The following is a 26,808-nucleotide window of genomic DNA, read 5'->3' as shown; positions in this document are numbered from 1 at the left end:
CGCGGCCAGCCTAGTGCTTGGGCCGGTCGAGGACCCGCGATCACCCACGCGATTCACCACGTCTAACATCGGTTCAGGGTTCAGTAGGGCTGGTTCTTCGGCTACCCGGACTGTCCCGCCCGAACCTGACTCAGGGAGTGAAATGTCGCCGGTGAACGCTGCGCACGGACGCAGTGAAGACACCAGCGCCGTGCACCCGACCGGTGAACGACCGCACGGTGAGCGGCGCAGCCTCCGCCGGGTCGTCGGCGCCTATGCCGCGCTGGCCAAACCCCGGGTGATCGAGCTCCTGCTGGTGACCACCATCCCGGCGATGTTCCTCGCCGGCCGTCAGATCCCCTCGCCGTGGCTGGTCCTGGCCACGCTGGTCGGCGGGACGATGGCCGCGGGCAGCGCGAACGCGCTCAACTGCGTGATCGACGCGGACATCGACAAGGTGATGAACCGCACGAAGCGCCGCCCGCTGGTCAAGGACTCGGTGCCCCGCCGCGGCGCGCTGGTCTTCGGCCTGGTGATGGGCGTCGCCTCGGCCGTCGTGCTTTATCTCACGGTCAACCTGCTCTCGGCGGTCCTGGCGATCGCGACGATCCTCTTCTACATCTTCGTCTACACGCTCGGCCTCAAGCGGCGCACGTCACAGAACGTGGTCTGGGGCGGCGCGGCGGGCTGCATGCCGGTGGTGATCGGCTGGGCCGCCGTCACCGGCACGGTCCAGTGGCCGGCGTTCGTGATGTTCGGCGTGATCTTCTTCTGGACGCCTCCGCACACGTGGGCGCTGGGCATGAAGTACCGCGACGACTACGAGCGCGCCGGCGTCCCGATGCTGCCGGTGGTCGCCACCGCCCAGCACGTCGCCCGCCAGATCGTCATCTACTCGTGGGTGATGGTGGCGTGGACGCTGCTGCTGCTCCCGGTGACGTCCTGGCTGTACGGCACGTTCGCGATCCTGGCGGGCGGCTGGTTCCTCTTCTACGCGCACAGCCTGCAGGCGGCGGTGCGGCGCGGCGAGGAGACCAAGCCGATGGCGCTGTTCCACCGGTCGAACACGTACCTGATGATCGTGTTCGTCGCCCTGGCCGTCGACTCGGCGATCGGGCTGCCGACGCTCGGCCTGCCGTTCTGAATCCGGTTCTGAGACGGATCGGGACCGCGGTCACCGCGGTCGTCGTCCTCGGCCTGCTGGTTCTCCTCGGCCGCGGGAAGCTCCCGGCCCTGGACGAGAGCCTGCTCACCGGCGGCTGCGCCATCCCGAAACGGATCACCGCGGTCCCCGGCCCGGCGCCCGACGGCGGCGGTGTGCGCGTCGCCGAGCAGGGCCCGGGTGCCGCCGTGCTGGAGAACACCAGCGCCCTCGCCGCCTACCGGATCGCGGTGACGTCCGGCACCCGGACCGCCGAAGTGCCGGTGCTGCTCCCGGGACAGCGGATCGGCGTCGCGCTCGACCGGCCGGTCCCCGGCCCGGTGATCTGGCTCGCCCCCGAGGCCCTGGGCGGCTTCACCCCGGTGACCGCCACCGTGGTGCCGGGTGGCGTCCGCTACCACTCCGGGAACTGCCGCGCGCTGACCAGCCGCGGTGCCGCCGTGCTCTTCCGCGACGCGACCGGGCGCATCACCCGCGGCGAGCAGCTGCCGCCGTCGAGCGTGTCGTGCGCGCCGGGGGAGCGGGTGCTGCCCGGGGGCGCCCCGGGTGCCGAGGTCTTTCCCTACTGCGACCTGCGGACGGAATGATCGCGCCGCGGGCGCCGTTAAACTTCGTTGGCTCTTTTCCTCGAGGCGAAAGCAGGATCTTTGTCTTCGGACGACTTCTCCGCCGAGCTCGCCCGCGAGCAGGCGTACGTCACCACCCTCTACACGAAGCTCGACGCCGAGCGCCTCGAAGCCCAGCGCCGCCTCGACGAGACGCTGCGGCAGACCGGCGGCACGCCGCAGGCCCGCACCGAGCGTGACGTCGCCACGACCCTCTACACCGACCGGCTCGCCCAGCTCGGCTCCGTCGAGCAGGGGCTGGCCTTCGGACGGCTCGACTTCGTCCCCGAAAGCGCCGAGGAGACCACCTACATCGGCCGGCTCGGGCTGTTCGACGAAGACGACGACTACAAGCCGCTGCTCGTCGACTGGCGGGCGCCGGTCGCGCGGCCGTTCTACCTGGCCACCGCGGCGTCACCGGAAGGGGTGCGGCGACGGCGGCACCTGCGGTCGCTGAGCCGCAAGGTCACCGGCTTCGACGACGAGATCCTCGACCTCACCGCCGCCGACCAGGGCCAGGACCTGGGGCTGGCCGGCGAAGCCGCGCTGCTGGCCGCGCTCGAGCAGCGCCGCACCGGCGAGATGAGCGACATCGTCGCGACCATCCAGGCCGAGCAGGACCGCATCATCCGCGCCCCGCTCGGCGGCGTCATGGTCGTGCAGGGCGGCCCGGGCACCGGCAAGACCGCCGTCGCGCTGCACCGCGCGGCCTACCTGCTCTACACCCACCGCCAGCAGCTCACCACCCGCGGCGTGCTCGTCGTCGGCCCGAACAGCACGTTCCTGCGCTACATCGGCCAGGTGCTGCCGTCGCTGGGCGAGACCGGCGTGCTGCTCGCCACCATCGGCCAGCTCTACCCGGGCCTGACCGCCGACGGCGTCGAGCCGCGCGAGACGACCGAGGTCAAGGGCCGGCTGGTGATGGCCGACGTGCTGGCCAACGCCGTGCGCGACCGCCAGCGCGTGCCCGAGCCCGTCATGGAGATCGAGTACGAGCACGACGTGCTGCGGCTGGACCGCAAGACGTGCACCGAAGCCCGGACCCGCGCCCGCCGCTCGCGGCGCCCGCACAACCCGGCGCGGCGCCTGTTCGTCTCCGACGTCCTCGACGCGCTCACCCGCCAAGCCGCCCGCAAGCTGGGGGACGACCTCCTGGACGGTCAGGACCTGCAGGACATCCGGGCCGAGCTGGCCGCCGACGACAACGTCGCCGCCGCGCTGGACGAACTCTGGCCGGTGCTGACCCCGGAAGGCGTGCTCGACGACCTGTTCGCCGACCGCGAACGGCTCGACCGCGCCGCCGGCAAGCTGCTGTCTCCCGGTGATCGGGCCCTGTTGGAAAGCGGCCGCGACGCCCGCTGGACCCCGGCGGACGTGCCGCTGCTCGACGAGCTCGCCGAGCTGATCGGTGTCGACGACACCGAGGCCCGCGTCGAGCGCAAACGCCGTGAGCGCGAGCAGCGTGCGTACGCCGAGGGCGTGCTCGACATCCTCGAGCAGGACGAAGAGATCATCGACGAGGAGCTGCTGCGCGTCTCGGACGTCCTCGACGCCGAGCTGTTCGCCGAACGCCAGCAGGCGCGCAGCGAGCTGACCGCCGCCCAGCGAGCCGCGCAGGACCGGACCTGGACGTTCGGGCACGTGATCGTCGACGAGGCCCAGGAGCTTTCGGCGATGGACTGGCGGCTGCTCATGCGGCGCACGCCGAACCGCTCGATGACCCTGGTCGGGGACGTCGCCCAGACCGGCGCGGCGGGCGGGGCGCGGTCCTGGGGCGAGGTGCTCTCGCCGTACGTCGAGGACCGCTGGCGGCTGGAGCAGCTGACCGTGAACTACCGCACGCCCGCCGAGATCATGGCCGTCGCGGCGCGGGTGCTGCACGAGGTCGACCCGTCGTTGTCGGCGCCGTCGTCGGTGCGGGAGACCGGGGTCTCCCCGTGGTCGGTGCGGCCCGGCGACCTCGCGGCGGAGCTGCCCGGGCTGGCGGCCCGCGAGCTGTCCGAAGTGGACGGCGGCACGGTGGCGGTCCTGGTGCCCGCGAGCCGCTTCGACGAGGTGTCGGCGCTGCTTTCGGAGCACGACGAGCGGCTGAGCGTGCTGACGGTGGAGCGGTCCAAGGGCCTGGAGTTCGACTCGGTGGTACTGGTCGCGCCGGACGAGGTCGTCTCGGGCTCGCCACGCGGGCTCAACGACCTGTACGTGGCCCTGACGCGGGCGACGCGGCGGCTCGGCGTGGTCGCCACCGGTGACGACGTCCCGGCACTCTCCGTGCTTGGCTAGGGTGCCCGGCATGCAGAAAATCGGGAAGATCGTGGTCGCCGCCGCGGCGGCGCTGTCGCTGGCCGCGTGCGGCCAGCAGGCCAAGACCGAGACGGCCGCACCGGCGGGGCCGCCCGTCCCGTCGTCCGACGCCGCCCAGGCGACCCAGAGCAAGGGCCGCGAGTGCACCGCGGACGACGTCAAGACGACAGGGAAGTTCGGCGAGGCGCCGACGATCACCATCCCGGACGACTGCGACCCGCCGAAGAAGCTGATCACCAAGGACCTGTCCGACGGCACCGGCAACGGCGCGAAGGCCGGCCAGAACCTGAAGATGAACTATTCGCTGGTCACCTGGTCGGACAAGAAGAAGCTGGACAGCTCCTTCGACCGCGGCGAGCCGTTCGAGCTGCAGCTGGGCGCGGGCAGGGTGATCCCGGGCTGGGACCAGGGCCTGGTCGGCGTCAAGCAGGGCGCCCGCCGCCTGCTGATCATCCCGCCGGACCTCGCCTACCGTGAGGGCGGCCAGGGCATCAAGCCGAACGAGACGCTGGTCTTCGTCACCGACGCCGTCTCCGTCCCCACCGCCTGAGAACGCCGAAAGCGGCACTTTCACGTGAAAGTGCCGCTTTTCGCGTCAGGGGATGAGCAGGAGCTTGCCGGTGGTGCGGCGGCCCTGCAGGTCCTCGTGGGCCTTGCGGGCGTCGGCCAGCGGGTACTTGCCGCCGATGCGGATGTCGAGCTGCCCGGCCGCGATGGCGTCGAAGAGCTCCTTCGCGCGCCAGTCCAGCTCCTCGCGGGTGCGGACGTAGTGGCCGGACGTCGGGCGGGTCAGGTAGAGCGAGCCGCCGGAGTTGAGGCGCTGCGGGTCGAGCGGCGGGACTGGGCCGCTGGAGGCGCCGAAGAGCGCGAGCAGGCCGCGGACCTTCAGGCTGGCCAGGCTGCCGTCGATGGTGTCCTTGCCGACGCCGTCGTACACGACGTCGACGCCCTCGCCGTTCGTCAGCTCGCGGGTGATCTTCGCGAAGTCGTCGCGGTCGTAGCGGATGACCTCGTCGGCGCCGGCTTCGCGGGCCAGCTTCGCCTTCTCCTCGGTCGACACCGTGCCGATGACGCGGGCGCCGCGCGCCTTCGCCAGCTGCACCAGCAGCAGGCCGACACCGCCCGCGGCGGCGTGGACGAGCACGTCGTGGCCCGCCTTGACCTCGAAGGTCGAGGCGACCAGGTAGTGCGCGGTGATGCCCTGCAGCATGGTGGCGGCGGCGGTCTCGAGGGAGACACCTTCGGGGACCCGCACCGCGACCGACGCCGGGACGAGCTTGCGGGCGGCGTAGCTGCCGATCGACCCCTGCCAGGCGACGCGGTCCCCGGGCGCGAAGCCGGTGTCGGCGCCCGCCTCCACGACCGTGCCGGCGCCCTCGAGACCGAGCACGAAGGGCAGGTCCATCGGGTAGATGCCCTGGCGCTGATAGGTGTCGATGTAGTTGACCCCGGCCGCGGCGACGTCGACCAGGAGTTCGCCGGCCTGCGGGGCGCGGACGTCCACTTCGGCCGGTTCGAGCACTTCCGGGCCGCCGGTCTTCGTCACCTGCACTGCGGTGGGCATGGTTCCTCCTCGGGTCGGGTTCTCCCGGGTGCAACTATGGCCGACGCCACGCTGTTCCGCGTTCCGGCTCTCCGTTGGTTATGGTTCCGTACGTGTCCGAATCATCTGAAGCTGTCGTCCCGCCGACCAGCGCACAGCTGGGCGCGGCCCGCAAGTTCGTGAAGGCGCACGGCAAGCCGTCCCGCGCGGTGGTGGAGAACATCGGCCGCGCCGGAGCGCGCGTCGTGCTGGTGGGCGCGGACGGCGCCCTCGGCGACGTGGTGGTGCCCTCGGTGGCCACCGGCGAGGCGCTGATCGAGGCGGTCGAGGACCTCGCCCCGGCGACGTGGGACGCGGAGACGGTCAACCAGACGAAGATCGGCCCGGAGCACCGCCGCAAGATGGCAGGCAAGTGAGCCGCACGGCGGTCCTGGTCAGCTGCGCGGAACTCCCCTCGGGTGACGGCGACGACGACGCGGTCGTGCCGGCGTTGTCCTCGCTGGGCTTTTCGGTTTCGTGGGCACCCTGGGATTCGGCGTTCGACTTCGCCTCGGCGGACGCGGTGATCCTGCGCGCGACCTGGGACTACCCGTCCCGCCGCGCGGAGTTCCTCGCGTGGTGCGAGTCGGTGCCGTCGTTGCTCAACTCCGCGGCCGTGGTGCGCTGGAACACGGACAAGTCGTACCTGGTGGAGCTGCTCGACGCGGGCGTGGCGGTGGTGCCCACTTCGCTGGTCCCGCCCGACTCGAAGGCCGCGTTCCCGTCGTCGGACTTCGTGGTGAAGCCATCGGTGGGAGCGGGATCGCGTGGTGCGGCCCGGTTCGCCGCCGGGGCCGACGCGTCCTCGCACGTGGCCTCCTTGCACGCCGAGGGGCACACGGCGTTGATCCAGCCCTACCAGTCCAGTGTGGACACATCTGGTGAGCTGGCCCTGGTGTACCTCGGCGGAATCTATTCCCACGCGTTCACCAAGGGTGCGATGCTGGGGTCCACAATGGATTCTTCGGGGCTGTACCTGGCGGAGGAGCTGGCGCCGGCCTCGCCGCCCGCGGACGCGGTGGCGCTGGCGGAGGACGTCCTGGACGCGGCTTCGGCGTTGCTGGGGATCCTGCGGGCCGAGCTGCTGTACGCGCGGGTGGACCTGGTGCGTGGGGGCGACGGGAAGCCGTTGCTGCTGGAGCTGGAGCTGACGGAGCCGTCGCTGGGCTTCCGCCAGGCGGACGCGAGCGCACCGACGCGCTTCGCCTCGGCGGTGCGGCAGCAGCTGGCGTAGTCACCGGGCCGCCTGCGCGGCCACGAGAACGATCGCGACGATCGCCCCGATTGCGGTCACGGCCAATGAGCCGGTGATCAAATAGAGCCCGCCGATGCCGGCCAGGCCGGCTTTGATCAATTCGCGAAGTGGGCGGCCGTCGTCCCGCCGGGGCGACGGCGTATCCGATCTTCCGGCGACGTCCTGGGCCATTGTTCTCCCTCTCTTGATGGTGTACTAGTACGCCTAGGGCAATGGTGACCCCGGACTGGGCGGACCGGAAATGATCTTTTGTTTCCTCGGCCGGTTTCTCGTCGCCATCCGGCTGTCGACGACCTCTCGTCGTTGTCCGGAGTTGCCGGGAGATTGTCGATCATTGCCGGTGGAGGATGTCGTGACCATCCCGATGGACGGAGAGCGCGTCGACGAGCCGGCTTGCCCGGGGAAGGTCGAAGAGGCCCTGCGGTGGTTGGCGACTCGTCCGAACGGCGGACCGATCCGGTTCCTCCGCTATGCGATCGAAGAGCCGGCGAGCAAGTCGGCCGCCGCACTCCGCTCTTTGGTGGCGCCGACGGCGGTGTTGTCCGCCGAACCGCCCGAATCGCGCGCGTACGCCGTGTTGGGGCTGATCACCGACGAGATCGGCAAGCTCGGCTCGGCGGGGGATTCGCGCCGCCGCAACACTCTGCTGGCGGCCTTCCGGATACCGCCGGCGCCTGGGGAAACCACGTGGAAGGCGGCGCTCGAGGACCGTTTCAAACAGCTGATGCGGTTGCGGGGCGTCTTCGGTGATCCGCCACCCAGCACCACCACGCCGATGCACAAAGCATGGGGTCGAGCCGTCGGCGACTTGGCCGGCTGCTTGGCGAGGAAACTGGTCTCCCTGGACGAACCGGGCTGGCGGTTCTACATCGACATCGGGCGTGCCGTCGTGGAGGTCGCGAGCGACGAGCGCGTCGGCTGGCGAGCTCGGGTGGCGTCCAAGGGAGCGCAGCCGGTGTTCGTGGAACGCATGATCGTCACCGCGGTGATGCATCGCAGAACGGTGCGTCGCCGCATCACCGAACGCGACATCATCGCCTGTGAGGACGGTGTCGACGGCTATCGCGTGCACGCGCTGACCGGCTGGGCGCACGAGCCGGAAGAGATTCCGGTGACGGCTCTTTGGGCATGCCGGCTGGTCACCTCACCCGGAGCGCATCCGGGTGACCCCGTCCGAGCTCACCTGCGCTTCCGCCGGGCACTTCGCCGGGGCGAGCGGTACACCTTCTTGTCCGAGGCGCTCGACGGGGAGCTCGCCGAGGCGCGCGAGTGGGTCAACGTCGACGTCGACCACCACGGTATTGCGCCCGGTCTGTGCGCTCCGGACGGCAAGCCGGTGGCCGGCTTGACCGTGCAGATCACCTTCGACGGGGAATGTCTTCCCGAAGCTTGCTGGTGGTATGCGGAACAGACCGAATACGAGCGACGGTGCCGTCCGCCGGATGGTGATCCGCACCTGCTCCCCGCCGAGGACGGTTTCGTCCGGCACACCTTCATCGACGGGTGCCACCCGCGAGAAAACTACGGAATAGCCTTTCGGTGGAAATCCTCGTGACCAACGCGAGTTCGCGTCCGTGACGAGGATCTCTTCCCGTTCCTTCGGAAACCGGCTCGTCAGTTGCCGGTGTTTCCGCCGCCACCGTTCCCGTCGCCGGGGGCCGCGGTGACCGTGACGACCGGTTCCTGCGTTGCCACCATCGGTGCGGCCGCCCCGATCGTCGTGAACGCAAGCATGATCGCGGCCACCAGTAGTGTGCGACCGCTGTGGTGCTTCTGCCCGCCGAGGAGCTTCACTTTGCCTTTTCCGTTCTTTCGTGGGAAGTAACGGAAAGTTATCGATCGACGTAAGACACGGTAGAGAAGGCCCGGCTACGCGCAGTGATCCAACTGCGGTGATCAAAGCCGCTTCGCGGCCAACCGCTCAGCCCGCGGCCACCGGACATCCGTCGCCCAGCCGAGCCGCTCAAACGCCCAGATCACCCGTGCCGAAACATCCACCTGTCCCCGCAGCACCCCGTGCCGGGCGCAGGTCGGGTCCGCGTGGTGGGAGTTGTGCCAGGACTCGCCCATCGACAGCAGGGCCAGGGGCCAGAAGTTGGCCGCCTTGTCGCGGCTGGCGAACGGCCGTTCCCCGATCAGGTGGCACACCGAGTTCACCGACCACGTCACGTGGTGCAGGAACGCGATGCGGACCAGTCCCGCCCAGAAGAACGCCGTCACGAAGCCCCACCAGGACCACGAGATCAGGCCGCCGAGGATCGCCGGCAGGGCCAGGCTCAGGGTGATCCACAGCCAGAAGTAGCGGTTCACCCAGCGCACGTCCGGGTCCGCCACCAGGTCCGGGGCGAAGCGGTCCGCGTTCGTCACCTCGCGGCCGAACATCCACCCCATGTGCGCGTGCCAGAACCCCCGCAGCAACGCCGACGGCGAGGTGCCGAACAGCCACGGCGAGTGCGGGTCGCCCTCGCGGTCGGCGAACGCGTGGTGGCGGCGGTGGCTGGCCACCCAGAAGATCACCGAGCCCTGGACCGCCATGCTGCCCGCGATCGCCAGGACCACCCGGAGCGGGCGCGACGCCTTGAACGCGCCGTGGGTGAAGTACCGGTGGAAGCCGACCGTCACGCCGAGCGTGGCGAACACGTAGAACGCCGCCGCGAGGATCAGGTCGACCCAGCTCATGCCCCAGCCCCACACCAGGGGGACCGCGACGAGCAGGGCCGCGAACGGCACCAGCAGGAAGGTCTTGAGCACGAGCATCTCCCCGGTGCCACGGCGGTGGGAGATCATCGGCTTGGGCGCGGTGCGCGACGTCATGGCGCGAACGATAACCCACCGGCGGGGACGTGCACGCTGACGCGGGATTAAGCGAGCGTTGCCGTCAAGCGGCTGTGAGCTCACGCGGCGCCGCGGTCAGCGAGGTCACCGGGCCGCGGTCGCGGCTGCCGGTCCACAGCGAGGCCGTCGCGACGATGACCGCCATCGCGCCCAGGACGTGGAACGACACCATCGCCTCCGGCACGCCCAGCGCGTACTGCAGCGAACCGAGCCCACCCTGCGCGACGGCGACCACCCAGACCACCGTGTAGCGCTGCCAGAGGCTCTTCGGGGCGCCGACGCGCAGCAGCTGCAGGCCGAACACGGCGAGCAGCAGCAGGTAGAGCACCAGCAGGCCGCCGTGGACCTGGGCGAGGGCCTCGACCGGGGCGTCGAGGCGGTGGGTGTTGATGTCGCCGCTGTGCGGGCCGGCGCCGGTCACCGTGGTGCCCGCCGCCAGCACGAGCCACATCACCACGGCGAGCAGGACCAGGATCGTGCGGCCGGCCGCCGGGACCAGGAGCCGCGGCGCTTCGTCGCCTTCGCGGAACGCGCGCAGCAGGAGGACGGCGAGCCAGACGAGCGGGGTCGTGGCGAGGAAGTGGATCGCGACGGTCCACCACTCCAGCTTCGCAAGCACCGTGAGACCGCCGACGACGGCCTGCAGCACGACGCCGCCGGGCATCGTCCAGGCCAGCTTCACCAGGCGCTTGCGGCCCGGGTGGTCGATCTGCACGCGCCACGCCGTCACCACCGCGACGGCGGCGACCAGGATGACGACGCCGGTCAGCAGCCGGTTGCCGAACTCGATCCACTGGTTGAGCGCGTCGATCCCGGAGTCGTGCTTCGGCACGAGGCTGCCGGCCACGCATTCGGGCCAGGTCGGGCAGCCGAGCCCGGACCCGGTGACGCGCACGATGGACCCGGTGACGCCGATCAGCGCCTGCGCGAGGACCGCGGCGATCCCGACGGCCCGCTGCACGGCGGCGGAGGGAAACGGCAGACGGGCGACGAGGCTGGTGAACGGCACGGCATCGATGGTAGAGCGCACGGAAAACGCGCTTCCGGCCGGTCCGGACGCCCAGAAGACGGCCACGGCCGCAAGGGACCTAAGTCACGCAAGGACGGGACCAGGTCGTCGGTGTCGAGGCCGGTTCACCACTCACGACAACCGGCGCCGGGTCCTCAGGTGAGTTTCGTCGTGCGGGTGGCCACCGCTCCGGCGACCACCGCCCAGATCGCGAGCACCGCCAGCGGCCCCGGCGCGAACGACCCGTCCACCAAGGCCGCGCGCATCCCCTCCGCCAGCGCGCCCGACGGCAGCAGCTCCACCACGCGCGCCATCCCCGAAGGCAGCGACGACGGCGCCAGGAGGATCCCGCCCGCCAGCAGCAGTACGAACCACACGATGTTCGCCAGCGCCAGCACCGCTTCCGCCCGCAGCGCGCCGCCCAAGAGCACGCCCAGCGCTCCGAAGGCCAACGTCCCGAAGACCAGCAACAGGACCGCCGAGAAGAGCCCGGCCACCGATGGCGACCAGCCCAGGAACGCCGCCACCACGCCGATGATCACCGACTGCAGGACCACGACCACCAGCGCCGCCGCAAGGCGGCCCGCCACCAGGAGCCACCTCGGCAACGCCGTGGCCGAGAGGCGCTTCAGCACCCCGTACCGCCGGTCGAAGCCGAGGGCGATCGCCTGGCCGGTGAACGCCGACGACATCACCGCCAGCGCCAGGATCCGCGGTGTGATCCAGTCCACTCGGGGAACCGGGCCCAGCGAAGCCGCCGGGAGGATGTCCAGCAGCGACAACCCGATGAGCAGCGCCAGCGGGATCAGCAGCGTCAGCAGCACCTGCTCGCCGTGGCGCAGCGTCAGGCTGACCTCCACCCGCGCGTGCGTGCGCAGCATGCGGCCCAGCGACCCCCGCCCGGGTGCCGGAGCGAAGACCCCGGGCTCGAACACGCTCATGCCCGCAGCTCCCGTCCGGTCAGCTCCAGGAAGACCTCTTCCAGGGTCCGCTTGCCGACCTGCAGTTCCTCCGGCAGCACACCCTGCTGCGCGCACCACGCCGTGACCGTCGAGACCACCTGCGGGTCGATCGAGCCCGCCACCACGTACGTCCCCGGCGCCGACTCGCGCACCGCGTAGCCCTCCGGCAGCGCCGCCGTCAGCAGGGCCGTGTCGAGGCGGGTGCGGGCCTTGAAGCGCAGGCCCGCGTTGCCCGTCTCGTCCATCGTCAGCGACTGCGGCGCGCCGGACACGACGACCTTGCCGTGGTCGACGATCACCACCGTGTCGGCCAGCGCCTCGGCCTCTTCCATCAGGTGCGTCGTCAGCAGCACCGAGACGCCGTCGGCGCGCAGCGCGCCCAGCAGGTCCCACACCAGGCGGCGGGCCTGCGGGTCCATGCCCGCCGTCGGCTCGTCGAGGAACACCAGCTCCGGCCGCCCGACCAGGGCGCACGCCAGCGAGAGCCGCTGCTGCTGGCCGCCGGAGAGGCGCTTGAACGGGGTGCGCCGGACCGGGGCCAGCCCGAGGACGTCCAGCAGCCACGCCGGGTCCAGCGGGGTCGCGGCGCAGGACGCCACCAGCCGGAGCATCTCGTCGGCCCGGACGCCCGGGTACGCGCCGCCGCCCTGGGGCATGATGCCGACGCGGGGGCGCAGCGCCGAAGACTCGCGGACCGGGTCGAGGCCGAGCACGCGCACCGAGCCGGCGTCAGCGCGGAGGAAGCCTTCGCAGATCTCGACGGTGGTGGTCTTGCCGGCCCCGTTCGGGCCGAGCAGGGCGAGCAGGCTGCCGCGCTCCATCCGCAGGTCGAGGCCGTCGACCGCGCGGGTGGAGCCGAAACTTTTGACCAGCCCGCTGATCTCGACGGCCGCGACACTCACGTCGGGTCACGATACGGCGTCGACCGGCTCGGGCACCCGCGGGGACGGCTTGGCGAGCAACGCGGGAGCGAGCCGCCGCACGATCAGCATCCCGCCGCCGCAGACGACGATCGCCGCGCCGTAGGCGAACGGCAGGACGTACGGGCGGCCGTCGAAGGTGCTGCCGGTCGGCGGGAGCAGGAACGGCAGGGCGGCCGACAGCACCGCCGCCGCCACCCGGAACCGCGACGTCCCGGCCGCGGCGGCGAGCGGGATCACCGCCCAGAGCACGTACCAGGGCTGCAGGTTGATCTGCAGGATCATCACCGCGCCCATGGACACGCCGAGCCCGATGATCGGCCGGTAGCGCCACTTGAAGCTGTCCCAGAGGAACTTGAAGGTGATCCCGATCGCGACGAGGTAACCGAGCGCGCCGAGGATCGGCACCAGCGCGTTCGTGTGGTTGCCCAGCCCGAGCGCGATGCCCAGGACGCCGGAGAGGTTGGCCAGCTCGGCGGTGGGGGAGATCCAGGAGCGGACCAGGCCGGGGGTGTTGAACGTCGCCCCGAACCAGCCGAAGCCGAGCCCGGTGCCGAAGCAGACGGCGACCAGGACCACGCCGAACCACAGCGCCATCGGCGCGCCGGCCAGGAAGAGGTCCTTCAGCCTGCCGTGCCGGCGTCGCGCCACCATCACCGCGAAGAACGGCAGCGCGAAGACCGCGGGCAGCTTCACCGCGACGCCGAGGGTGATGATCGCGACGCCGAGCGCGATGTACCGCAGTTCCCCGGGCGCGAGCGGGGGCGGCGTGTCGCCCTTCACGCGGATCGGCAGCCGCCGGATGCCCACCTCCAGCCCGGCGAGCATCAGGCCGACGGCGAGCGCGTCGTTGTGGGCGCCGGCGACGAAGTGGAAGATCAGCAGCGGGTTCAGGGCGCCGAGCCACAGCGCGGTCGCGGGCTGGACGCCGAAGCGGCGCGCCAGCCGGGGCAGCGCCCAGACGATGAGGATCACCCCGACCAGCGCCAGCGCCCGCTGCAGCAGCACGCCGACGGCGATGCTGTTGCCCGAGATCGGCGCCAGCCAGCCGCCGAGGCGCAGCACCAGCGGCCCGTACGGCGCCGGCGTCTCGCGCCACATGTTCGACACGCCCGCGGTGAACGGGTCGGCGACGCCGAGGGCCTGCGCCGGGCCGAGGACGTACGGGTCCATGCCGCGGTGCACGATCTCGCTCTGCGCCAGGTAGCTGTAGACGTCGCGGGAGAACAGCGGCGGGATGACCAGCAGCGGCAGCACCCACAGCGCGATGGTGCGCGCGAGCTGGCCCTGCGACGCCAGGCGCGTGCGGCTGGGCTGGGCGAACCGGCCGAGCATCAGCCAGCTCAGCACCAGGATGCCCATCCCGGAGATGGCGATGGCGAGCGACACCGTGGGGATCCGGGTGAACAGCCGCAGCACCGGGATCTCCTGCACCGGGTTGATCACCGGGGCGGCGCCGGCGCCGAGGGAGCCGAGCGCGAGGAACAGCGACCCGACCGTGCCGAAGCGGCGGACGACGTTCAGCCCGCGCTGCTCGCCGGCCTCCAGGGGCAGCGGCTCGCGGGGGCGGACCGGGGAGAGCGTGACGGGGTGGGCACTCCCGGTTTCGAGCCGTGCCACTTGCTGCTCCTGTTCGCCCACTGCCACGCGTGCAGGGTATCGGTCGCCCGGCGAGTGAGTCGGGTCACTGCCGGACACCCCGCCTTTGCCGATCACCCGGAAATAAGACACACTTGTGTTGTGAAAAAGACGGCGGCGGGTGACCAGGCGGGCGGCGAGCTGCCGCGGGCCGGCCAGCCGCACGTCCCGTCGCAGGTCAGCGCCGAGGGCAAGACCCGGCACGAGGTCGCCCGGTTGCTGCTGGAACAGGGTCCCATGACCGCCGTCGTGGTCGCCGAGCAGCTCGGGATCAGTCCCACCGCCGTCCGGCGGCACCTGGACGCGCTGCTCGCGGACGGCGAAGCCGAGACCCGGGACGCGCCGCGCCGCGGTCCCCGGGGCCGGGGCCGTCCGGCGAAGCTGTTCCTGCTGACCGAGCCCGGCCGGGCCCGCTTCGGGCACGCCTACGACGACCTGGCCGTCTCCGCGATCCGCTTCCTGGCCGAGCACGCCGGCGAAGGCGCCGTCCGCGCCTTCGCCGAGCAGCGCATCGAGAAGCTGGTCGGCCCGCACCGCGCCGCGATCACCGGTCCGGGTGATCCCGCGGCACGCGCGGAGGCCCTCGCGGCCGCGCTGAGCAGGGAAGGCTACGCTGCGTCGACCCGCCAGGTCGGCGCCCCGGCTCCTGGTCAGAACGTGGGCGCGCAGCTGTGCCAGCACCACTGTCCGGTCGCCCACGTGGCCGCGGAGTTCCCGCAGCTGTGCGAGGCCGAGACGGAGGCGTTCGCGCGGCTGCTGGGCACCCACGTCCAGCGGCTGGCGACCATCGCGCGCGGTGATTCCGCGTGCACCACCCACGTACCCGTCACGACGGGTCACCCGGCCCATCCCGAGCCGGGAAGAACGGTGTCCCCCGAGGGGCACACAGCACGGATCCCGAATGGAGGGAAACCCGCATGACTGCCGCTGCCGAGCAGCGCACTCCCACCACCGCGCCACTGAGCCAGGAAGAGACCATCGAGTCCCTTGGCAAGTACGCGTTCGGCTGGGCGGACTCCGACGTGGCGGGCGCCAGCGCCCGCCGCGGGCTGAACGAGGACGTCGTCACCGACATCTCCTCGAAGAAGTCCGAGCCGGAGTGGATGCGCGAAGCGCGACTCAAGGCGCTCAAGCTCTTCGAGAAGAAGCCCATGCCCAACTGGGGGGCCGACCTCTCCGGGATCGACTTCGACAACATCAAGTACTTCGTGCGGTCCACGGAGAAGCAGGCCACCTCCTGGGAGGAACTGCCCGAGGACATCAAGAACACGTACGACAAGCTGGGCATCCCCGAGGCGGAGAAGCAGCGCCTCGTCGCCGGGGTCGCCGCGCAGTACGAGTCCGAGGTCGTCTACCACCAGATCCGCGAGGACCTGGAGGAGCAGGGCGTCCTGTTCCTGGACACCGACTCCGCGCTCAAGGAGCACCCGGAGCTGTTCCAGGAGTACTTCGGCTCGGTCATCCCGGCCGGCGACAACAAGTTCTCCGCGCTGAACACGGCGGTGTGGTCCGGCGGCTCGTTCATCTACGTGCCGAAGGGCGTGCACGTCGAGATCCCGCTGCAGGCCTACTTCCGGATCAACACCGAGAACATGGGCCAGTTCGAGCGCACCCTGATCATCGTCGACGAAGGTGCGTACGTGCACTACGTCGAGGGTTGCACGGCGCCGATCTACCAGTCCGACTCGCTGCACTCGGCGGTCGTGGAGATCATCGTCAAGAAGGGCGCCCGCTGCCGCTACACGACCATCCAGAACTGGTCGAACAACGTCTACAACCTGGTCACCAAGCGCGCCAAGTGCGAAGAGGGCGCGACCATGGAATGGATCGACGGCAACATCGGTTCCAAGGTGACGATGAAGTACCCGTCGGTGTTCCTCATGGGCGAGCACGCCAAGGGCGAGGTCCTGTCGGTCGCGTTCGCGGGCGAGGGCCAGCACCAGGACGCGGGCGCCAAGATGGAGCACCTCGCGCCGTACACGTCCTCGACCATCGTGTCGAAGTCGGTGGCGCGCGGCGGCGGCCGGACGTCCTACCGCGGCCTGGTCAAGGTCGCGAAGCGGGCGCACCACTCGCGGTCCAGCGTGGTCTGCGACGCGCTGCTGGTGGACACCATCTCGCGCTCGGACACGTACCCGTACGTGGACATCCGCAACGACGAGGTGTCCATGGGCCACGAGGCCACGGTGTCCAAGGTCAGCGAAGACCAGCTGTTCTACCTGATGTCGCGCGGCCTCGACGAGGCCGAGGCGATGGCGATGATCGTGCGCGGCTTCGTCGAGCCGATCGCCCGTGAGCTGCCGATGGAGTACGCGCTCGAGCTGAACCGCCTGATCGAGCTCCAGATGGAAGGGTCCGTCGGCTAGTCATGTCGGTTACCGAGAACAACGTTTCCGAAGCCCTCCGCGAGGGGGCCGTCATCCCGGCGGCCTCCCGCGCGGAGCGGTTCACCTCCTACGACGTCGAGGCCTTCGAGGTCCCGGGCGGCCGCGAGGAGAACTGGCGCTTCACGCCGATGAAGCGGCTGCGCGGCCTGCACGACGGCAGCGCGGTCGCCACCGGCGAGATCACCCTCGAAGCCGACGCCGCGCCCGAGCTGGGCATCGTGACCGTCGGCCGCGACGACCCGCGGCTGGGCCAGGCCGGCGTCCCCAGCGACCGGATCGCCGCGCAGGCGTACTCGGCGTTCACCAAGGCCACCATCGTGACGGTGCCGAAGGAGACGAAGGCGTCGAAGCCGTCGGTGCTGCGCATCCACGGCCCGGGCGAGGACAAGGTCGCCTACGGGCACCTGCAGGTCCGCGCCGAGGCGTTCGCCGAAGCCGTCATCGTGCTCGACCACGTCGGCTCCGGTACCTACGCCGACAACGTCGAGTTCGTCATCGGCGACGGCGCCAAGGTCACCGTGGTCAGCGTCCAGGACTGGGCCGACGACGCGGTGCACGTCTCCGAGCAGCACCTGAAGCTGGGCCGCGACGCCGCCCTGCGGCACACCGTGATCACCCTGGGCGGCGACCTGGTCCGCATCTCGCCGACGGCGACGTTCGCGGACAAGGGCGGCGACGTCGAGATGCTCGGCGTGTACTTCGCCGACGCCGGCCAGCACCAGGAACACCGGCTGTTCGTCGACCACGCGGTCCCGAACTGCAAGTCGAACGTGATGTACAAGGGCGCGCTGCAGGGCGAAGGCGCGCACACGGTGTGGATCGGCGACGTCCTGATCCGCGCGGCCGCCGAGGCCACCGACACCTACGAGCTCAACCGCAACCTGGTGCTCACGCCGGGTGCGCGCGCGGACTCGGTGCCGAACCTCGAGATCGAGACCGGCGAGATCGAAGGCGCCGGCCACGCGAGCGCGACGGGAAGGTTCGACGACGAGCAGTTGTTCTACCTGCAGTCGCGCGGGATCGCCGAAGAAGCCGCGCGGCGCCTGGTCGTGCGCGGGTTCTTCCACGAAATCCTGGTGAAGATCGACGTCCCCGAGGTGCGCGAGCGCCTCGAAGCCGCGATCGAGGCCGAACTCGAAGCCGTCGGTGCCTGACCGCCCTCTCTGACTTAGGAAACGAAGAAATGGCTACGCTGGAAATCAAGGACCTCCACGCCTCGGTCACGACCGAAGAGGGCGCCAAGGAGATCCTCAAGGGCGTCAACCTGACGATCTCCTCAGGCGAGACGCACGCGATCATGGGCCCGAACGGCTCGGGCAAGTCCACCCTGTCCTACGCCATCGCCGGTCACCCCAAGTACCAGGTGACCTCCGGCGAGGTGCTCCTCGACGGCGAGAACGTGCTCGAGATGAGCGTCGACGAGCGCGCCCGCGCCGGCCTCTTCCTGGCCATGCAGTACCCGGTCGAGGTGCCCGGCGTGTCGATGTCCAACTTCCTCCGCACCGCGGCCACCGCGGTCCGTGGCGAGGCCCCCAAGCTGCGCCACTGGGTCAAGGAGGTCAAGGAGGAGATGGGCAAGCTCGAGATCTCGCAGGAGTTCGCCGAGCGCTCGGTCAACGAGGGTTTCTCCGGCGGCGAGAAGAAGCGCCACGAGATCCTGCAGCTGACCCTGCTCAAGCCGAAGTTCGCCATCCTCGACGAGACCGACTCCGGCCTCGACGTCGACGCGCTGCGGATCGTCTCCGAGGGCGTCAACCAGTACAAGGCCAACAGCGAGGTCGGCGTCATGCTGATCACGCACTACACCCGGATCCTGCGGCACATCACGCCGGACTTCGTGCACGTCTTCGCCGGCGGCAAGATCGTCGAGTCGGGCGGCAAGGAGCTCGCCGACGAGCTGGAAGAGCACGGGTACGTCAAGTACACCGGCAAGACCGAGCCCGCCGCGGTCTGACCGTCCCCACCCAGGTACCTCGAGAACGAGAGGAGTCGGCCCGATGACCACCACCTCGGCCAGCTCTTTGCCACTGGACGTGGCGGCCCTGAAGGCCGACTTCCCCATCCTGTCGCGCACTGTCCGCGACGGGAAACCCTTGGTGTACCTGGACTCGGGGGCGACCTCGCAACGCCCGACCGCGGTGTTCGAGGCCGAACGCGAGTACGTCTTCACGTCGAACGCCGCCGTGCACCGCGGCGCGCACCAGCTGTCCGAAGAAGCGACCGACGCCTACGAGTCCGCGCGGGCGAAGATCGCCGAGTTCGTCGGCGCCGAGCCCGAGGAACTGGTGTTCACCAAGAACGCCACCGAGGGCATCAACCTCGTCGCGTACTCGATGAGCAACGCCGCCACGGCCGGTCCCGAAGCTTCGCGTTTCGTGGTCGGCCCGGGCGACGAGATCGTCATCACCGAGATGGAGCACCACGCGAACCTCGTGCCGTGGCAGCAGCTCTGCCAGCGCACCGGGGCGACGCTGAAGTGGTTCAAGGTCACCCCGGACGGCAGGCTCGACCTGTCCGATGTGGACGAGCTGATCACGCCGAAGACCAAGGTCGTCGCGTTCGCGCACCAGTCCAACGTCCTCGGCACGGTCAACCCGGTCGCGCTGCTGGTCGAGAAGGCCAAGGCCGTCGGCGCGCTCACCGTGCTCGACGCCTGCCAGTCGGTGCCGCACTTCGCGGTGGACTTCCACGCGCTCGGTGTCGACTTCGCGGTGTTCTCCGGGCACAAGATGCTCGGCCCGTCCGGCATCGGCGTCCTCTACGGCCGCACCGAGCTGCTCGAAGCGATGCCGCCGTTCCTGACCGGCGGGTCGATGATCGAGATGGTCCGCATGGAGGGCTCGACCTTCGCCCCGCCGCCGCAGCGGTTCGAGGCGGGCGTGCCGATGACGTCGCAGGCCATCGGCCTCGGCGCGGCCGTCGACTACCTCTCGGCCATCGGCATGGACCGCGTCGCGGCCCACGAGAAGGAACTCGCCGCGGCCGCCCTCGAAGGCATCGGCGCAATCCCGGGGGTCCGGATCATCGGCCCGACCGACCTGGCGGACCGCGGTGCGACGGTGTCGTTCGTGATCGACGGCGTGCACCCGCACGACGCCGGCCAAGTGCTCGACAGCCTCGGCATCGCCGTCCGCGTCGGCCACCACTGCGCGTGGCCGCTGCACCGGGCGTGCAACGCCCAGGCGACCGTGCGCGCGTCGTTCTACCTGTACAATGATTTGTCCGAAGTGGACGCTCTGGTGGCCGGGGTGCGTGAGGCGCAGAAGTTCTTCGGGGTGGGCCAGTGAACCTGGAAAGCATGTACCAGGAGATCATCCTGGACCACTACAAGAACCCGCACGGGCGCGGCCTGCGCGAGGAGTTCGACGCCGAGTCCTTCCAGGTCAACCCGACCTGCGGCGACGAGGTGACGCTGCGGGTGAAGCTCGAAGACGGGAAGGTCGCCGACGTCTCCTACGACGGCCAGGGCTGCTCGATCAGCCAGGCGTCGACGTCGGTCATGACGGACCTCGTCGTCGGCCACACGGTCGAGGAGGCGTTCACCACCATGGACGCCTTCGTGGAATTGATGCAGGGTAAGGGAAAGATCGAGCCGGACGAGGACGTGCTGGAGGACGGGGTCGCCTTCGCGGGCGTCGCCAAGTACCCGGCCCGCGTGAAGTGCGCCCTCCTCGGCTGGATGGCTTTCAAGGACGCCGTCGCCCGGACGACCAGTGGAGCTGAAAAGGCATGACCGAAGACACCGCGACCCGTGAAGGGCGCACCGCCGCCGACCTCGACGCCGAGACCACCGCCAAGCAGGACCTCGACCTCGCCAAGATCGAGGACGTCGAAGAGGCCATGCGCGACGTCGTCGACCCGGAACTCGGCATCAACGTGGTCGACCTGGGCCTGGTCTACGACATCCGCGTCGAGCCGGACAACACGGCGACCCTCGACATGACGCTGACCTCGGCGGCCTGCCCGCTGACCGACGTCATCGAGGACCAGACGAACGCCGCGCTGACCTCCGGCGGCCTGGTCAAGGACTTCCGGATCAACTGGGTCTGGATGCCGCCGTGGGGCCCGGAGAAGATCACCGAGGACGGCCGCGAGCAGCTGCGCGCCCTCGGCTTCACCGTCTGAGTTCTTCGTCGAAAAGGTCGCTCTCCGGAGCGGCCTTTTCGCGTATAACGAGCTATACCGCACGTGCCAGACCAGCGCATAAAGGCCGAGCGCGACGGCGAAACCGCTGCAGGCGCCGGTGGCGAGCAGGTAGGTGGCGTTGCCGGCCACGCCCGCACGGGTCATGGGGGCGTGGTGGGCCAGGAAGGGCAGCACCGAAGCCAGGATGCCGGTGAGGGCGCCGCCCGCCAGGAACGCGGCCACGGTCGTGCGGCGGCGGATGCCCGGCGGCGCCGGTGTAACGGCCGCGGTGCGGTACCAGCGCCACAGCCACCAGGCGAGCACGGCGGCCCCGGCGAGGGTGCTGATCAGCTGGATCAGCCGTCCGACGTCGACGCCGGTGACGAGCGGGATCCGCAAGAACGCCGGCCCGCCGCTTTCGTGGGTGAAGGCGTCCCAGCCGACGTGCGTGGCGGCGCCGAGGACCAGCGAAAGCGCGATCCAGCCCGGTCGCCGCCAGGTGAATCGGCGCGGGAGCCGTTCGGCGAGTGGCCGCGGCGCGAGGGACAGCAGCGGCCGCTTGAGACCGGCGTGGAAGACGGCCAGCAGGACGAGCGCGATGAGCGGATCGAGCCAGAGGACCGCGGTGAGCTCGTGGGTCCGGGAGAGCCCGAACCCTTCCGGGGCGGGCAGGAACCAGAAGAGGTCCGGCGCGACCGACCCGGCGACGAGCGCCGAAGGCACCAGCGGCCGCCGCGCCAGGGGAAGCACCGCGGCGGGGTGACTCAACGTGAACGGCACGGCGTTAGTATCCCGAAGTGGTCCTGCGGTCGATCCTCCTGTTCCTGGCCGCGGCCGTCTGCGAAATCGGCGGCGCCTGGCTGATCTGGCAAGGCGTCCGCGAACACCGCGGTCTGCTGTGGATCGGCGGCGGGGTGGTCGCGTTGGGCGTGTACGGCTTCGTCGCGACCCTCCAGCCGGACGCCCACTTCGGCCGGATCCTCGCCGCGTACGGCGGGGTGTTCGTGGCGGGGTCGCTGGCCTGGGGGATGGTCGCGGACGGTTACCGGCCGGATCGCTACGACGTGCTCGGCGCGCTGCTCTGCCTGGCCGGGGTCGCGGTGATCATGTACGCGCCACGGATGGCGTAACGCCGCAGGCGGGCGCGCGATAGATCTTCGTGACCGAAATGTCGTTGCCGCCCGCGCCGCCGGAATCGTCCCCTGGCCGCCGCGCCTGGCCGATGGTGCTGGTGATGGTGGCCCTGATGGTGCTCGGCGCCGGCGCCGGCCTCTACGGGGTCGTGCGGCTGACTGTGGGGTACCAGCCGTACGTGGTCCCGGATGAGCCGATGAGCCCGACACTGCCGCCGGACAGCCGCATCGTGGTCCGCGACCGCGATGGCGAGGACGTCCACCGCGGGGACGTGATCGCCTTCGACAGCCGGGCGTTCGCGGGTGGCGATTCGGTCGGCGACACCGTGTTCCGCGTGGTCGCGCTGGCCGGGGACACGGTCGCCTGCTGCACCGACGGGAAGCTGACGGTCAACGGCAAACCGATCACGGAGACCTACCTCAGCACCGGCGAGTACGCGCAGGACCCGATGGCGACCACGCCCTTTTCCGTCCAGGTCCCGACGGGCACCGTCTTCGTCGCCGGGGACAACCGCGGCAACGCGGCCGACTCCCGCGTCCGCGGCGTCGTCCAGCTGTCCGGGGTGACCGGGTTCGTGGTCGCGACCGGCACCGTGCTCACCCCGAGCTCGCTGCCCGCGGTGACCGCGTTCACCGACGCGGGCCTGCCGGGTGCCCCGCTGACCGACTCGACCCTGCCCGCGCTGCGGTGGTTCCTCGCCGGTGGCGCGGTCCTGTTCCTCGCCGGGCTCATCGGGCTGGTCGTGACGCTCCTCCGGAACGCCGGAAGACGACGAAAAGCAGCCGCAGTCCCACCAGGGCACTGATCACCAGCAGGTTGTAGCCGAACACCTGGTGCAGCGTCAGGTCCGCGGCGACCCGCGGGCCGCCCGAGCCGGTCAGCAGGAACACCGCCATCAGCCCGGTCACCGCGCCGACGAAGGCGAGCAGGGCTTCGTGGACCAGGCCGGTGACGACGTCGCGGTCGCGTTCGTCGGAGAACAGCCGGACGTTGACCGACAGCCTGCCCTCCTCCAGCGCGGCGCCGATCCGGTCGACGCGGCGGGGGATGCGGCGCAGCACCGGCAGCAGCGCCGTCAGCTCGCCGAGCGCCGTGCGGCCCAGCGGACCCGGCCGCAGCCCGGCGCCGACCTGCTCGACGGCGAACGCGCGCGCCTCGGCGACGACGTCGAAGCCGGGATCGAGCGCGGCCAGGGTGCCCTCGGCCGTGGCCAGGGCGCGGAACACCGCGGCCACCGGCGGCGGCACGCTGAGCCGGAAGTCCGCGATCACGCGGAACAGGCCGGTGAACAGGTCCAGGTCCGGGGTGCGGCCCGGGCCGAAGTGCCGGGCGACCAGGGCACCGAGGGCGCGTTCGAGGCGTTGTTCGTCGATTTCGCCGGTGCGGTCGACGATCTCGAGGAGCCCGTCGCGCAGGGCCGCCGGGTCGCCGCGGTCCAGGGCGAGCAGCAGGTTCTGCAGGCCGTCGCGCAGCCCGGCGTCGAGGCGGCCGACCGAGCCGAAGTCGAGCAGGCCCAGGCGGCCGTCACCCAGCAGCATGAGGTTGCCCGAGTGGGGGTCGGCGTGGAAGACGCCGCCGATCATCACCTGGTCGAGCAGGCAGCGCAGGAGCGACCGCGCCAGCCGGGTGCGCTCGGCCGCCGGCAGGGTGTCCTTCGCCGCGGCGAGCGGCTTGCCGTCCAGCCGGGACATGACCAGTACGCGATCGGTCGAGAGTCCTTTGTGGACCACCGGCAGCCCCACGTCGGGCGAGCCGGTGGCGGCGACCGCGGCGATGTTGCGGGCTTCGATGGTGAAGTCGAGCTCCTCGGCCAGCGCGGCGGCGAATCCCTCGGCCAGCTCGGCGACGCCGAGCGACCGCGCCCAGTCCGCGCGGTCCTCCAGGGCCGCGGCGACCCGCCGGACGATGGCGATGTCGCGGTCGGCCTGCTCCCGCACGCCCGGCCGCTGGACCTTGACGACGACGTTTTCGCCGCTGCGCAGCTTCGCGCGGTACACCTGCGCGACCGACGCGGCGGCCAGCGGTTCGGGGTCGAACTCGGCGAAGACGTCGTCGGGGGAGCCGCCGAGTTCGTCGGCCAGCAGGGCCCGCACGGCGTCGGCGCGGGCGGGCGCGACCTGGTCCTGCAGCCGGCTCAGCTCGTCGGCGAACACCGGGGGCAGCAGGTCGGCGCGGGTGGAGAGCAGCTGGCCGAGCTTCACGAACGTGACGCCGCCTTCTTCGAGGGCGCGGCGCAGGGAGCGCGCGAGCTTGGCGTGCCGCCCCGGGGCGAGGCCGGGTTCGCGACGGCCGGTGAGGTAGCGGCCGAGGCCGTGCTTGACCGCGATCCGGCTGATCTGCGCGTACCGGCGGGTGCGGGAGAGCCGCCCCCGCAGCCGGCCGAGCCCGAAGCCGTTCGGCAGCGCCAGCTCGGCGACGAACAGGAAGACCAGCGTGGCGAGGAAAGCGCTGCCCGCCAACGGGATCAGCAGCCCGAGGGCCGCACCGCCGTTGCGCAGCAGCGAAACGGGGAACGCCTGCCCGATGCCGCCGGCGACGAGCCACCCGAACGCGGCGGCGCACAGGGCGCGCACGGCGCCGATCCGGACGCCGAGCACCCGCCGCGCCGCGACGACGAGCGGCCACAGCAGGGACACGTAGAGGGGGAGGGTCAGCAGGCCCAGCAAGATGTCCATCGGTTCCTTCCGTCGGCGCCGAGCACATCACGCCGGACCCGGCCGGCGGCTCACGCGGCGGCGGGACCCGGCTCCCTCCCGCGGGGGAGCGACTTTCGGCCGTGGCCGGCGCTGTTGGTGACCTTCTAACCTGATCGCGCGAACCACGGTGAAGTGCTCTCTGAATCGGACGAAGGAGACACGATGAACGGACGCGTGCCGGGCCGGGTGGCGGCCCTGGCCGTCGCGGTCCCGCTGGGCCTGGGCTTGGCGACCGCCCCGGCGGCCTCGGCGGCCGCGGTGACGACGCTGTACTACAGCTCGTCAGGCGCTCCGGACTACCTGGCCCAGATCGACCGGGGTGCGGCCAACTGGAACGCGGCGGTGACCGACGTGAAGCTGGTCCAGCGGGCCACCGGGGCGACGATCGTGTTCCACGAAGTGCACAGCGGGGGCTCGTACACGAGCACCGACGGCCACGGGCGCGGCCAGATCTACCTGGACACGAGCCAGGTGGCGGAGGGGTACGACCCGACGCGCATCGCGGCGCACGAACTGGGGCACAACCTGGGCCTGCCGGATCACTACAGCGGGCCGTGCACGGAGCTGATGTCGGGCCACGGGCCGGGAACGGCGTGCAAGAACGCCAAACCGTCCGCGGCCGAGGCGGCGAAGGTGCAGTCGTTGTGGGTCAACGGGGTGGCGGCCGGGGCGCAGACGCGGGCGGTCGCTCACTGATCCGGGAAGCGGCGGCCTCCGGTGCGCCGGAGGCCGTTTTCCTCCCGCGGTGCAAGCCCAGGGTGACCCCGGCGATGACGACGGCCCCGCCGAGCACCTGGGCGAGCGTGAGCCGCTCGCCAGCCAGCACGACCGCCCACACCGAACCCGCCACCGGCACGATGTTCAGCAGGTTGACCGCGACGCTCGGCTCGAGCCCGCGCAGGCCGTGGTTGTACAGCAGGAAGGCCGCGACCGAACACAGGCCGGCCAAGAACCCGATCCGCAGCACGGCACTCCCGCCGGGCACGCTCCACCGGTCCGCTTCGGACAGGGACAGCAGGACGAACCCGCCCGCTCCGGCGAGGGTCTGGTAGTAGGTGACCACGATCGGCGACGCGCCGGAGCCGTCCCGTCGCGCCAGCATGTTGTACACCGCCCAGACCACTCCGGCCACGATGAGGAGCAGGTCGCCCCACAGCGAGTGGGACCCGCCCGGCCGGCCCTGGACGACGAGCCAGACGCCGGCGACCGCCACCAGCATGCCGGTCAGCCGCACCGGCGAGATCGCCGCGCGGCCCGCCAGGACCTCCAGCACGAGCGTCAGGATCGGGTACGAAGCCACGATCAGCGTCGCGTCCGACGCCGTCGCCAGGTCGACGCCCACGTTTTCCAGCGCGAAGTAGGCCGTGATCCCCAGCAGGCCCGCCAAGCCGATGAACAGCCGTTGCCGAGGGGACGGCAGGCGACGGCGGTCCGGGCCCGCGTGCACCACTGCCCCGAGGATCAGCGCCGCCAGCGCGAACCGCAGCGCACCGAGCGTCATCGGCGGAACCTCCGTCAGCGCCACCTTGGTGACCGCGAACGAACTGCTCCAGATCAGCGCCGCGCCCAGGACGGCGGCGACGGACAGGGCCGGGCGAGGCGACTCGGTGAGCACGGCGCCACGATAAAGAACAGTCGGAACCAGAACGGCGAACACCGTGCTAGATTCGGCGGATCCCGCAAAATGGCGAATCCTGTGACGAGAAACAGCGAGCGAGGGCCCGATGGACGAACTTGACACGGCCCTGCTGACCCTCCTCCAGGAGGACGCCAAGCAGACCAACAAGGAACTCGCCCGCCGCCTGCACATCGCCCAGTCGACGTGCCTCGAGCGCGTGCGGGAGCTGACCCGGCGCGGGATCGTGCGCGGGCACACCGTCGACGTCGACCTGAAGAAGATCGGCCGTCCCGTGCAGGCCATGGTCGCCGTGCGGCTGCGGCCGCCGGACCGGGCCGTCATCGAATCCTTCCGGGCCTTCGTGACCGGCCTGCCCGAGGTGCTCTCCGTCTTCGTCATGTCCGGCAGCGACGACTTCCTGCTGCACATCGCCGTCGCCGACAACGACCAGCTGAGCGGCTTCGTCCTCGACCGGCTCACCCAGCGCCGGGAGATCGTCGACGTCCGGACCTCGGTCATCTTCAGCCACTTCCGCCGCACCGTGGTCACCCCGGCCGAGACCGGGGAGTGAGGCGCCTCCACCGCGAGCGGGAGGCGCCG

At 71.0% G+C, this 26,808-nt stretch carries 28 protein-coding genes and 1 pseudogene; 18 read left to right on the top strand and 11 right to left on the bottom strand.

Annotated elements, in window-relative coordinates; all coding sequences use genetic code 11:
- Positions 1–142: 142 nt before the first annotated feature.
- The 4 genes from DV20_RS37965 to DV20_RS37950 all read left to right on the top strand — a co-directional run bounded on the left by DV20_RS37965 (position 143) and on the right by DV20_RS37950 (position 4,597).
- Complete coding sequence (locus DV20_RS37965; protein WP_043788271.1) at positions 143–1,123, top strand: heme o synthase; 981 nt, start codon at positions 143–145, stop codon at positions 1,121–1,123.
- A 173-nt stretch (positions 1,124–1,296) separates the two neighbouring features.
- Positions 1,297–1,728 carry a hypothetical protein gene (locus tag DV20_RS37960; RefSeq protein WP_200876583.1) on the top strand — a complete coding sequence of 144 codons (432 nt, stop codon included), beginning with the start codon at positions 1,297–1,299 and terminating at the stop codon, positions 1,726–1,728.
- A gap of 60 nt (positions 1,729–1,788) precedes the next feature.
- Positions 1,789–4,026 carry a HelD family protein gene (locus DV20_RS37955; protein WP_043788269.1) on the top strand — a complete coding sequence of 746 codons (2,238 nt, stop codon included), beginning with the start codon at positions 1,789–1,791 and terminating at the stop codon, positions 4,024–4,026.
- 10 nt (positions 4,027–4,036) lie between these two features.
- The gene (locus DV20_RS37950) at positions 4,037–4,597 is read left to right on the top strand and encodes an FKBP-type peptidyl-prolyl cis-trans isomerase (protein ID WP_043788346.1); all 561 of its coding nucleotides are present in this window, start codon (positions 4,037–4,039) and stop codon (positions 4,595–4,597) included.
- A gap of 45 nt (positions 4,598–4,642) precedes the next feature.
- On the opposite strand, the gene DV20_RS37945 is transcribed toward DV20_RS37950, so the two are convergent.
- Complete coding sequence (locus DV20_RS37945) at positions 4,643–5,611, bottom strand: quinone oxidoreductase family protein (RefSeq protein WP_043788268.1); 969 nt, start codon at positions 5,609–5,611, stop codon at positions 4,643–4,645.
- Between the two features lie 92 nt (positions 5,612–5,703).
- Here DV20_RS37945 and DV20_RS37940 point away from each other — a divergent pair, with 92 nt between their 5' ends.
- Both DV20_RS37940 and DV20_RS37935 read left to right on the top strand, forming a co-directional pair.
- Positions 5,704–6,006 carry a hypothetical protein gene (locus DV20_RS37940; protein ID WP_043788344.1) on the top strand — a complete coding sequence of 101 codons (303 nt, stop codon included), beginning with the start codon at positions 5,704–5,706 and terminating at the stop codon, positions 6,004–6,006.
- Positions 6,003–6,863 carry an ATP-grasp domain-containing protein gene (locus tag DV20_RS37935; RefSeq protein ID WP_043788267.1) on the top strand — a complete coding sequence of 287 codons (861 nt, stop codon included), beginning with the start codon at positions 6,003–6,005 and terminating at the stop codon, positions 6,861–6,863. The genes DV20_RS37940 and DV20_RS37935 overlap by 4 nt, the downstream gene beginning before the upstream one ends.
- Here DV20_RS37935 and DV20_RS37930 read toward each other — a convergent pair whose 3' ends face one another.
- Complete coding sequence (locus DV20_RS37930; protein WP_043788266.1) at positions 6,864–7,055, bottom strand: hypothetical protein; 192 nt, start codon at positions 7,053–7,055, stop codon at positions 6,864–6,866. It lies immediately after the preceding gene.
- 181 nt (positions 7,056–7,236) lie between these two features.
- Here DV20_RS37930 and DV20_RS37925 point away from each other — a divergent pair, with 181 nt between their 5' ends.
- The gene (locus tag DV20_RS37925) at positions 7,237–8,439 is read left to right on the top strand and encodes a hypothetical protein (protein WP_235191115.1); all 1,203 of its coding nucleotides are present in this window, start codon (positions 7,237–7,239) and stop codon (positions 8,437–8,439) included.
- A gap of 59 nt (positions 8,440–8,498) precedes the next feature.
- Here the strand turns inward: DV20_RS37925 and DV20_RS37920 are convergent, their stop codons facing one another.
- From DV20_RS37920 to mptB, 6 genes are all read right to left on the bottom strand, one after another.
- Entirely contained in the window at positions 8,499–8,678 is a 180-nt protein-coding gene (locus DV20_RS37920; RefSeq protein WP_043788265.1) for a hypothetical protein, read from the bottom strand.
- Between the two features lie 102 nt (positions 8,679–8,780).
- Entirely contained in the window at positions 8,781–9,698 is a 918-nt protein-coding gene (locus tag DV20_RS37915) for an acyl-CoA desaturase (RefSeq protein ID WP_043788264.1), read from the bottom strand.
- Positions 9,699–9,762: 64 nt separating this feature from the next.
- Complete coding sequence (locus DV20_RS37910) at positions 9,763–10,728, bottom strand: COX15/CtaA family protein (protein WP_043788263.1); 966 nt, start codon at positions 10,726–10,728, stop codon at positions 9,763–9,765.
- Between the two features lie 155 nt (positions 10,729–10,883).
- Positions 10,884–11,669 carry an ABC transporter permease gene (locus tag DV20_RS37905; RefSeq protein ID WP_043788262.1) on the bottom strand — a complete coding sequence of 262 codons (786 nt, stop codon included), beginning with the start codon at positions 11,667–11,669 and terminating at the stop codon, positions 10,884–10,886.
- Complete coding sequence (locus DV20_RS37900; RefSeq protein WP_043788261.1) at positions 11,666–12,592, bottom strand: ABC transporter ATP-binding protein; 927 nt, start codon at positions 12,590–12,592, stop codon at positions 11,666–11,668. The genes DV20_RS37905 and DV20_RS37900 overlap by 4 nt, the downstream gene beginning before the upstream one ends.
- Positions 12,593–12,598: 6 nt before the next feature.
- Complete coding sequence (gene mptB / locus DV20_RS37895; protein WP_043788342.1) at positions 12,599–14,230, bottom strand: polyprenol phosphomannose-dependent alpha 1,6 mannosyltransferase MptB; 1,632 nt, start codon at positions 14,228–14,230, stop codon at positions 12,599–12,601.
- Positions 14,231–14,350: 120 nt separating this feature from the next.
- Between mptB and DV20_RS37890 the strand changes: the two genes are divergently transcribed.
- Genes DV20_RS37890 through DV20_RS37860 form a run of 7 tightly spaced genes read left to right on the top strand, consistent with a single transcriptional unit; the run spans position 14,351 to position 20,760 of the window.
- Positions 14,351–15,169, top strand: a complete 819-nt coding sequence (locus DV20_RS37890) for a helix-turn-helix transcriptional regulator (protein ID WP_152603810.1) — start codon at positions 14,351–14,353, stop codon at positions 15,167–15,169.
- Positions 15,166–16,614 carry a Fe-S cluster assembly protein SufB gene (gene sufB, locus DV20_RS37885; protein WP_043788259.1) on the top strand — a complete coding sequence of 483 codons (1,449 nt, stop codon included), beginning with the start codon at positions 15,166–15,168 and terminating at the stop codon, positions 16,612–16,614. Before DV20_RS37890 ends, sufB begins: the two co-directional genes overlap by 4 nt.
- Positions 16,615–16,616: 2 nt before the next feature.
- Positions 16,617–17,789: a Fe-S cluster assembly protein SufD gene (gene sufD / locus DV20_RS37880; RefSeq protein WP_043788257.1), complete on the top strand. Its 1,173-nt coding sequence runs from the start codon at positions 16,617–16,619 to the stop codon at positions 17,787–17,789.
- 29 nt (positions 17,790–17,818) lie between these two features.
- Complete coding sequence (gene sufC, locus DV20_RS37875; protein WP_043788256.1) at positions 17,819–18,589, top strand: Fe-S cluster assembly ATPase SufC; 771 nt, start codon at positions 17,819–17,821, stop codon at positions 18,587–18,589.
- 43 nt (positions 18,590–18,632) lie between these two features.
- Positions 18,633–19,922: a cysteine desulfurase gene (locus tag DV20_RS37870; RefSeq protein WP_043788255.1), complete on the top strand. Its 1,290-nt coding sequence runs from the start codon at positions 18,633–18,635 to the stop codon at positions 19,920–19,922.
- Positions 19,919–20,368: a Fe-S cluster assembly sulfur transfer protein SufU gene (sufU, locus tag DV20_RS37865; protein WP_043788254.1), complete on the top strand. Its 450-nt coding sequence runs from the start codon at positions 19,919–19,921 to the stop codon at positions 20,366–20,368. The genes DV20_RS37870 and sufU overlap by 4 nt, the downstream gene beginning before the upstream one ends.
- Complete coding sequence (locus tag DV20_RS37860) at positions 20,365–20,760, top strand: metal-sulfur cluster assembly factor (protein WP_043788253.1); 396 nt, start codon at positions 20,365–20,367, stop codon at positions 20,758–20,760. Before sufU ends, DV20_RS37860 begins: the two co-directional genes overlap by 4 nt.
- Positions 20,761–20,910: 150 nt before the next feature.
- Here DV20_RS37860 and DV20_RS37855 read toward each other — a convergent pair.
- Positions 20,911–21,483 (bottom strand): annotated as a pseudogene (locus tag DV20_RS37855) (DUF4184 family protein); the annotation flags it as partial.
- 74 nt (positions 21,484–21,557) lie between these two features.
- On the opposite strand from DV20_RS37855, the gene DV20_RS37850 reads away from it, so the two are divergent.
- Together DV20_RS37850 and lepB are read left to right on the top strand one after the other, a co-directional pair.
- Positions 21,558–21,890, top strand: coding sequence for a YnfA family protein (locus DV20_RS37850; RefSeq protein ID WP_043788252.1), 333 nt, complete (start codon positions 21,558–21,560; stop codon positions 21,888–21,890).
- A 38-nt stretch (positions 21,891–21,928) separates the two neighbouring features.
- Entirely contained in the window at positions 21,929–22,699 is a 771-nt protein-coding gene (gene lepB, locus DV20_RS44480) for a signal peptidase I (RefSeq protein WP_235191114.1), read from the top strand.
- On the opposite strand, the gene DV20_RS37840 is transcribed toward lepB, so the two are convergent.
- Positions 22,623–24,569, bottom strand: coding sequence for an ABC1 kinase family protein (locus DV20_RS37840; RefSeq protein WP_043788250.1), 1,947 nt, complete (start codon positions 24,567–24,569; stop codon positions 22,623–22,625). The genes lepB and DV20_RS37840 overlap by 77 nt on opposite strands.
- 183 nt (positions 24,570–24,752) lie before the next feature.
- On the opposite strand from DV20_RS37840, the gene DV20_RS37835 reads away from it, so the two are divergent.
- Positions 24,753–25,286, top strand: a complete 534-nt coding sequence (locus DV20_RS37835; RefSeq protein ID WP_043788249.1) for a snapalysin family zinc-dependent metalloprotease — start codon at positions 24,753–24,755, stop codon at positions 25,284–25,286.
- Here the strand turns inward: DV20_RS37835 and DV20_RS37830 are convergent.
- The gene (locus tag DV20_RS37830; protein WP_051736296.1) at positions 25,240–26,205 is read right to left on the bottom strand and encodes a DMT family transporter; all 966 of its coding nucleotides are present in this window, start codon (positions 26,203–26,205) and stop codon (positions 25,240–25,242) included. The genes DV20_RS37835 and DV20_RS37830 overlap by 47 nt on opposite strands.
- A 109-nt stretch (positions 26,206–26,314) precedes the next feature.
- Between DV20_RS37830 and DV20_RS37825 the strand changes: the two genes are divergently transcribed.
- Entirely contained in the window at positions 26,315–26,779 is a 465-nt protein-coding gene (locus tag DV20_RS37825; protein WP_043788248.1) for an Lrp/AsnC family transcriptional regulator, read from the top strand.
- Positions 26,780–26,808: the final 29 nt, after the last annotated feature.

It is taken from the genome of Amycolatopsis rifamycinica (assembly GCF_000695625.1).
GTDB classification, from domain to species: domain Bacteria; phylum Actinomycetota; class Actinomycetes; order Mycobacteriales; family Pseudonocardiaceae; genus Amycolatopsis; species Amycolatopsis rifamycinica.
This window is presented reverse-complemented; position numbering and strand designations above follow the sequence as displayed.